We start from the raw sequence: 7,211 nt of genomic DNA, 5'->3' as shown, positions 1-7,211 counted from the left end.
CAATATAAAGATATAGGTAACACAATAGGATAAGGGTGGAGAATTGTGTCCCCACCCCAACTATTTACAAAGAGCCAGGATAATAAGGTAATAATTGTTCGCAGATGAAGATATAAATTGTGCTGAACGCGGAACAATTTTCAAAACCGCGGAACAACCAGTGAAAATCGCGGAACGACAACCGAAAACCGCGGAAGTTACATCAAATATCGCGGATAAACTAGCGGAACAAATAACGGGGTCGCTAGAAAAATTTTTGAATACTTTTTTTACAAGATATTGAAGATATGCATTTACTGAAAAACTAATATTTGGTATAATTTGTTAATGGTTAAAATTAAAACATTTTGTAAATAAAAGGAGGCTTAGAAGTTTTGGATAAGAGAGAAAAAGGAAATATTTTAGGGCTTGTAGCATTATTACCCATCATCATAAATATTGTAATTTTCTTTTTACTAAGAGGGCCTGATGCTGATATATCTGTGATAATCGCCATCTATAGCGTATTATCAATAATTGGTATTGCCCTTGCAATACGTTCTTGGCTTTTGTCGAGACGACTTATTCTTTTAATGACCGGTTTATTAGGAAACGTACTTGTTCTAGGGGTTGCATCTTTATTATTATTAGCGATGGGAATTGGCGAAAAATAAATTATTTAAAACTTTGACGAGCGTTGATCTAAGAATAGGTTAACGCTCTTCAAGTAAAATTTATTGTTAAAGGGAGTCTTATGAAAAAAATATTACAATCAATTAAATTTTTCGGAGTAATTATAGTTTTATTATTAATCATAGCACTTTTTTTCCCTACATGGACTCCGCATAAAAATGGCGAGAAGAGTATTAGTACATTAGAACAAGTAGAGATTAATGGAAGTGGTCATGAAATAATGATTCGCGGTAAAGACCGGCATAATCCGGTTATTATTTTTGTACATGGGGGACCAGGATGTTCAGAAATACCCTATGCTAAAAAATATCAAGACTTACTAGAAGAAAATTTTACTGTTGTAAATTATGATCAACGGGAAAGTGGAAAATCATATCATTTTTTTGAGGACTATTCGAATCTTACATCAGAGTTATTAGTGGATGATTTATTAGCTTTGACAGATTACATATCCGAACGTCTTGGCAAAGAAAAAGTATTACTGATTGGTCATTCTTATGGTACATATATTGCAACACAAGCTGCCTCTAAAGCTCCAGAAAAATATGAAGCCTATATTGGGATTGGGCAGATGAGTGATACAGTAAAAAGTGAGATAGAAGCTTTGAATTACTCTATTAATCAGGCTCAAAAAGAGGGAAATAAGGATGATGTTACAGATTTACAAAGGTCAACGGAAAATATTAAAAATGGTGATACATTTACCCCAAGAAATTATGTTGCGAAATACGGGGGCAGTGTAAGACTGATTGATAATCCCGATGGAAATAATCTGGATATGCTATTAAGTAGTGAATATAACTTATTAGATGTTATTCGCTATAACTTTGGAGTATCTTACTCGCAAAATGCTTTGTTAAAAGAAGTATTAAAAAATCCATTACCCACTAAAGTAAAGAAACTTGAAATACCTTGTTATTTTGTTATGGGAAAATATGATTATATGACGACATATAACGAAGCAAAAAACTATTTTGACCGGATTGATGCCAGTCAAAAAGAATTTATCACTTTTGAGAAATCAGCGCATTATCCACAATTTGAAGAGAAGAAAAAGTTTGATAAATGGATGGTTGATACATTTGTTAAATAAAAATATATATATCAGTAAAGTCTACCAATTAAAAAAGAGTAGGTTTTGAAAAGTTACAAAGAATCTTAAAGGTATTATGTTTATATCGCCTAAGGAAAACTAAACGCAAGAATGTTGTTTTAACTGCATCCTTGCGTTTTAGTTTTTCCTTTTTTATTTTTTACGAGAATATTATTGTAATAGTATAGTTCAATCTGTTTATATTTAAAAAGTACTATAATTAAGTATTAGTATCTATTCATATAAATTAAAAGTAATGAGAAAATGATAATAGTTATAAAATATCGAGATTTATCTACTGCATTGGATTAATTCTACATCAATAAATTGCGTTAGATAAGCTAAATTTATGAAAAAGGAGAAGGTTTAGTGAAACTTAAATTTAAAGTAATCGTATTATTTACATTTTTATTAAGTTTTATATCTATTTTAACGATTCATGCATCTGCAGAAACGTTACAGGAAGGAGATTTCAAATATACTATTTTAGATAGTAAAGTTGAAATTGTAGGGTACATAGGAGCCGCTAAAAATGTGGAAATTCCAGCTGAATTGAATGGAATGCCTGTCACTAGTATTGGAGAAAATGCGTTTTTTTCTAGAAAAATAACAAGTGTCACCATTCCAAATAGTGTAACTAAGATAGGGGATACCGCATTTCGCTTTAATGAATTAACGAGTCTGATTATCCCAGAAAGTGTGACTAGTATAGGAGGTGGCGCATTTAGTGAAAATAAATTAACGAGTGTGATCATTCCGGATAGTCTCACTAGTATAGGAGGAAATGTATTTGAGGCTAACCAATTAACAAGTGTGACGATTCCGAAGGGTGTGACCAGTATAGGGAGTAATGCATTTGGTAGAAATCAACTAACAAGTGTTATCATCCCAGAAAGTGTGACTAAGATAGGGGGTTATGCATTTAGTGAAAATAAATTAACAAATGCAATTATTCCGCAAAACGTGACAAGTATAGGAGATTATGCGTTTAGTGAAAATAGATTAACAAGTATCACCATCCCAGAAAGTATGACTAGTATAGGGAAGTATGCATTTAGTGAAAATAAATTAACAAAAGTAACAATTCCGAAGAATGTGAGAAGTATAGGAGATTATGCATTTGCTTGGAACAAATTAACAAACCTAACCATTCAAAAAGGTGTTACGAGCATCGGGGAGCGGACATTTCTTAGAAATCAATTAACAGACATATCCATCCCAAATAGCGTGAACAATATCGGGGATTTTGCTTTTAGTAGTAATCAATTAACAAGCGTGATAATACCTAGTAGCATGACTAGTATAGGTTATGGGGTTTTTAATAATAATCAATTATCGAGTGTCACCATTCCGGAAAGTGTGACAATCATAGGTAGTAGTGCATTTGATTCAAATCAATTAACAACAGTTACAATTCCAGAAAGTGTGACTAAGATTGGGAGTTTTGCATTTAATTCTAACGATTTAAAAAGTGTAACAATCCCTAAAAGCGTGATCAGTATAGCGAGTAGTGCATTTAGAGGAAATGAATTAACAAAGGTTATAATCCCAAATAGTGTGACGACGATTGGTTCAGATGCATTTAGTTATAATCAATTAACCACGATCAATATACCGGATAGCGTGACAAGTATAGGATATGATGCATTTAGTCAAAATCGATTAAAGAATATTACCCTTCCCGAAAATTTGACGAAGATAGAGGATGGAACGTTTAGTGGAAATCTTTTAACAAATGTAACAATCCCTAAGAATGTATCAAATATCGGACATGATGCATTTCTGAATAACCAACTCACAAGTGTTACGATTCCAAATAGCGTGACGAGTATAGAGCATGATGCCTTTAAAAATAATCAATTAACAAGCGTCACCATCCCTGAAAGTGTAACAAGTATCGGGAAAGGCGTTTTTGGAAGCAATATACTAACAGGGACAAGACATTTATCAGGATGGTATCTTGATGAAAATCACTCAACAGCATGGGACGAGTCTACATCAGGTGTAACCATATATGCTAAATGGTCGTATTCGCCTGTATTTGATGGAGTCAAAGATGTAACTATAAAACTAGGAGATAGTTTTGATGCCTTAAAAGACGTGAATGCAACAGATAAAGAAGATGGGGACATTACACCAATTATAAAAGTAGATGGAAATGTAGACTCAACAAAGGTTGGAAATTACATCCTAACATACAAGGTAATTGATAGTGATGGCTATATAACTGAGGTAAGAAGAAATGTAAATGTCAGAAGTAACGAAAAGCCTATATTAACAGGAAGTTTAGCTCTGGCTGTCAACGTAGGAGATCAAGTTGATATTAAAACCGGGTTGACTGCAATAGATCAAGAAGATGGAAATTTGACATCCCGAATTGAAGTTGAAGGAAATGTGGACTTAACGAAAATTGGCACTTACACCGTAACATACAAGGTGATAGACAGTGATGGAAACGCTGCATATTTAAAGCGAAATGTAACGGTTAACCCTGGTAAGGTAAAAAGTTTAAAAGTATCTAGCAGAGAGACAAATTCTTTAATACTAGCATGGACAAAACAAAGTGGGGCCTCAGGATATAAAATCTATCAATATGATAGTAAAGGCAAATTATTAAAAACAATAACAACTAGCACGAACAGTTATAAAGTTAGACAACTTACTAATGGAACAATTTATCAGTATAAAGTTCGTTCGTTTAAAACTATTGAGAATAAGAATAATTATGGAGCATATAGTAGTGTTCTTACTACGACAACGAATCCGACTACTGTAACATTATCAAGCGTAAAAAAGAGTACCTCAACAAGTATAAAAGTAAAATGGAAGAAGATCACTACCTCCACTGGATATCAAATTCAATATTCTACTAGTAGTAAGTTTGCTAGCGGTGCGACAAAGAATGTAACAATCGCCAAAAAAAATGCTGAAACTAAAACGATAAAATCTTTGAAGAAAGGTAAAAAATATTATGTTCGTATAAAAGCGTACAAAACATTATCGGGAACAAAATATTATGGCTCTTGGAGTTCTAAAAAGAGTATTACGATAAAATAACTGTATTTCTAGTTGCATAATAAATGGGTGAGCAGTTTAACTTTGCTCACCTGTTTTATTTTTACATTATATTATTTGTCACTTAAGATGCTGAGACAAGATAGTATTTGATCTTAATAATATTATATAAATACCAAGCCTTATATATCCTTTATCAATAAATCAGAATTCACAGGAGCTATTTCTATTTCCCTTGCCCAAATAGATAATTGACCAATATGGTGGACTTCATGTGTCACAATATGATTAAGTACTTTTTCATACGGGAATTTATACTGGTCGTTAATAACTAATTCTTTTTGAAGATTATATTGAATTTCGGAAAGTAACCTTTCTGTACTTTCTCTTGTCGTTCTTGCATATTCCTTTACTTCTTGCAACGATTGAATTGTCTGTATGTCTTTTTTAATAACTGGCTTTCCAAGCATTTGATGAACCCAAATTTGTTCACAATCGATTACATGAAATAGTGTATGTAAAAAGCTTTTCATCCCACCGATTCGTTCTTTTGTTAACTCTTCATGTGGAATCTTCTCACACCATTCAAACCATTCTTCGCGAACTTTCCAATTATAGTTAAATAACATATTTATCATATTTGAGAGAATCTCCTTCTGTAATTAATATTTTTCTAATAATTGAACAAGAAGTTATCTGGAAATCTTTTAATATAAATTAAGTTATTCAGGAATAGAGATGGTAATTGTATTTGTATTGCGGGTTGGTGTAATCGTTTTTGTAGCTATTGGGTGCTCCTCCTGTTGTTCGGTGGTGTCAGTGCTACCAGACTTTGGTTTACTAAAATATTCATCCATTGATTTCTTGTCTGTTTTATAAATTTTAATCGTATAAGGTACATTGATATATAAGTTTGCAGTTACTTTTTTTTGATCCCCTGAAATAAGTGACATATCTTGTGGAGTGATTGCTACTTTATCAGTTTGTTTACCGTCTGACAGGATCCGAATCAAATAACTTTGGTCGTTATTTGTAAAATCCTTAAGTTCAATGGTGAATTTTACTTTTTCTAAAGTTTCCATGGCATCATCCTTTCCACAGGCAATTAATATCATAGATAATAAGAAACATAGAAACCAACAATTTTTCATAATAGCCTCCTTTAATTGGTGAAATTATACTATTCAAAATTTTTCCGTATAAATTTATAATTTATAATAATCAGAATATACGGAAAATATATTCTGTTAAATCAATAGGGGGAGATATTCTATGAAAAAGAAGTTTTCTGTATTCGCGTTGTTGTTTACATTTTTATTTGGCTTTTTGTTGAACATTGATGCTACTAACGCTTTTGCAGCTCAAGGTAATAAAGAAAGTTTGGAAAAAAATAAAGTATACGATAATATTGTACTGCCTGAAATTAGTAAAGACAGAGTAGAAAAAATTAAAGAATCTATTAAAAATCAAAAATTAAAGCCAGTTAAGCAACCAAATATTGATCAAAAAGATTTAAAAGATTACTCTTCTATCAGTTCTCAAGGAAAGTATATCAAAAATGAAGATAAACTGGGTAATATTTTAGAAAATGCGAATAATCCTGCGAATAATCCTGAGATTACAGCTGCAGATATTACTGCTACAGATAATAGAGTTAAAGTAACTAATACTACTGTCAGTCCATATAATTCAATTGCACAAATTGATTTCTATGATCAAGTAACGGGAAGTGGATATTCATGTTCCGGAACATTTTTAGATCCTTCAACAGTACTAACTGCAGCACATTGTGTTTATGATTCATACAATGACCGCTATTATACAGGATGGTATGTATATCCGGGTGAAAACGGAACGAGCTTACCTTATGGAGGATTTGCTTCTACAAATGCTTATGCTTCAACAGGTTGGATGGCTACAAACCCACCAAATGAAGGTTCTATTTACTTAACAGATGTAATATATGATTTTGCTATCATTAAACTATCTAATTCTTCACATCCATATAGCCAATCTGTAAGTACAAGCATGGCAGCAGGTGATTCAATTACAACGATTGGTTATCCTGGTGATAAGGCTTTTGTATCAAATGGTGCTAGCTATTATTATATGTATAGATCTGCTGGGAGCATCTCTTCATTCAATAGTGGTGCGATAGTTCATACAGGATATGTGACAAGCGGAATGAGCGGTGGTCCAATTCGAAAAGGATCTTCCGTAATCTCAGTAAATAGTACAAGTTCTTGGGCACCTAAATTTACAAGCTATCATACAAATTTGATTAACACATGGAAAGCACAATAAAAAAATAACTTATAAAAAACATCATTGAAACGATTCGTTTTAATGATGTCTTTTTAAGTGCGCCCGGCATGGGTGATTACTTGGTGGTGAAAGTCCACTACAGGCTTGGCAGTAGGAACTGTTAGCG

Annotated in this window: 7 protein-coding genes; 5 read left to right on the top strand and 2 right to left on the bottom strand. The window is 32.5% G+C overall.

Features of this window, described 5'->3' with window-relative positions; translation table 11 throughout:
• Positions 1-94 precede the first annotated feature (94 nt).
• The 4 genes from Q0977_RS17520 (at position 95) to Q0977_RS17505 (ending at position 4,822) form a co-directional block, all read left to right on the top strand.
• A complete protein-coding gene (locus Q0977_RS17520) occupies positions 95-283 on the top strand; it encodes a hypothetical protein (RefSeq protein ID WP_119414874.1) in 189 nt (62 codons plus the stop codon).
• A gap of 91 nt (positions 284-374) precedes the next feature.
• Complete coding sequence (locus Q0977_RS17515) at positions 375-653, top strand: hypothetical protein (protein WP_199670663.1); 279 nt, start codon at positions 375-377, stop codon at positions 651-653.
• Positions 654-733: 80 nt separating this feature from the next.
• Positions 734-1,765, top strand: a complete 1,032-nt coding sequence (locus Q0977_RS17510) for an alpha/beta fold hydrolase (protein ID WP_299516228.1) — start codon at positions 734-736, stop codon at positions 1,763-1,765.
• A 369-nt stretch (positions 1,766-2,134) separates the two neighbouring features.
• On the top strand, positions 2,135-4,822 hold the full coding sequence (locus Q0977_RS17505) for a leucine-rich repeat protein (RefSeq protein WP_299516226.1): 2,688 nt from the start codon (positions 2,135-2,137) through the stop codon (positions 4,820-4,822).
• A gap of 140 nt (positions 4,823-4,962) precedes the next feature.
• Here Q0977_RS17505 and Q0977_RS17500 read toward each other — a convergent pair whose 3' ends face one another.
• Positions 4,963-5,418, bottom strand: a complete 456-nt coding sequence (locus Q0977_RS17500; RefSeq protein WP_299516224.1) for a DinB family protein — start codon at positions 5,416-5,418, stop codon at positions 4,963-4,965.
• Positions 5,419-5,502: 84 nt separating this feature from the next.
• Positions 5,503-5,931 carry a hypothetical protein gene (locus Q0977_RS17495; RefSeq protein ID WP_299516222.1) on the bottom strand — a complete coding sequence of 143 codons (429 nt, stop codon included), beginning with the start codon at positions 5,929-5,931 and terminating at the stop codon, positions 5,503-5,505.
• Positions 5,932-6,052: 121 nt separating this feature from the next.
• Between Q0977_RS17495 and Q0977_RS17490 the strand changes: the two genes are divergently transcribed.
• The gene (locus Q0977_RS17490; protein ID WP_299516220.1) at positions 6,053-7,084 is read left to right on the top strand and encodes a serine protease; all 1,032 of its coding nucleotides are present in this window, start codon (positions 6,053-6,055) and stop codon (positions 7,082-7,084) included.
• Positions 7,085-7,211: the final 127 nt, after the last annotated feature.

Origin of the sequence: uncultured Rummeliibacillus sp., assembly GCF_934216135.1 — a bacterium.
Lineage (GTDB): Bacteria > Bacillota > Bacilli > Bacillales_A > Planococcaceae > Rummeliibacillus.
The sequence above is the reverse complement of the archived record's forward strand: the minus strand, read 5'-3'. Positions and strand labels throughout refer to the sequence as shown.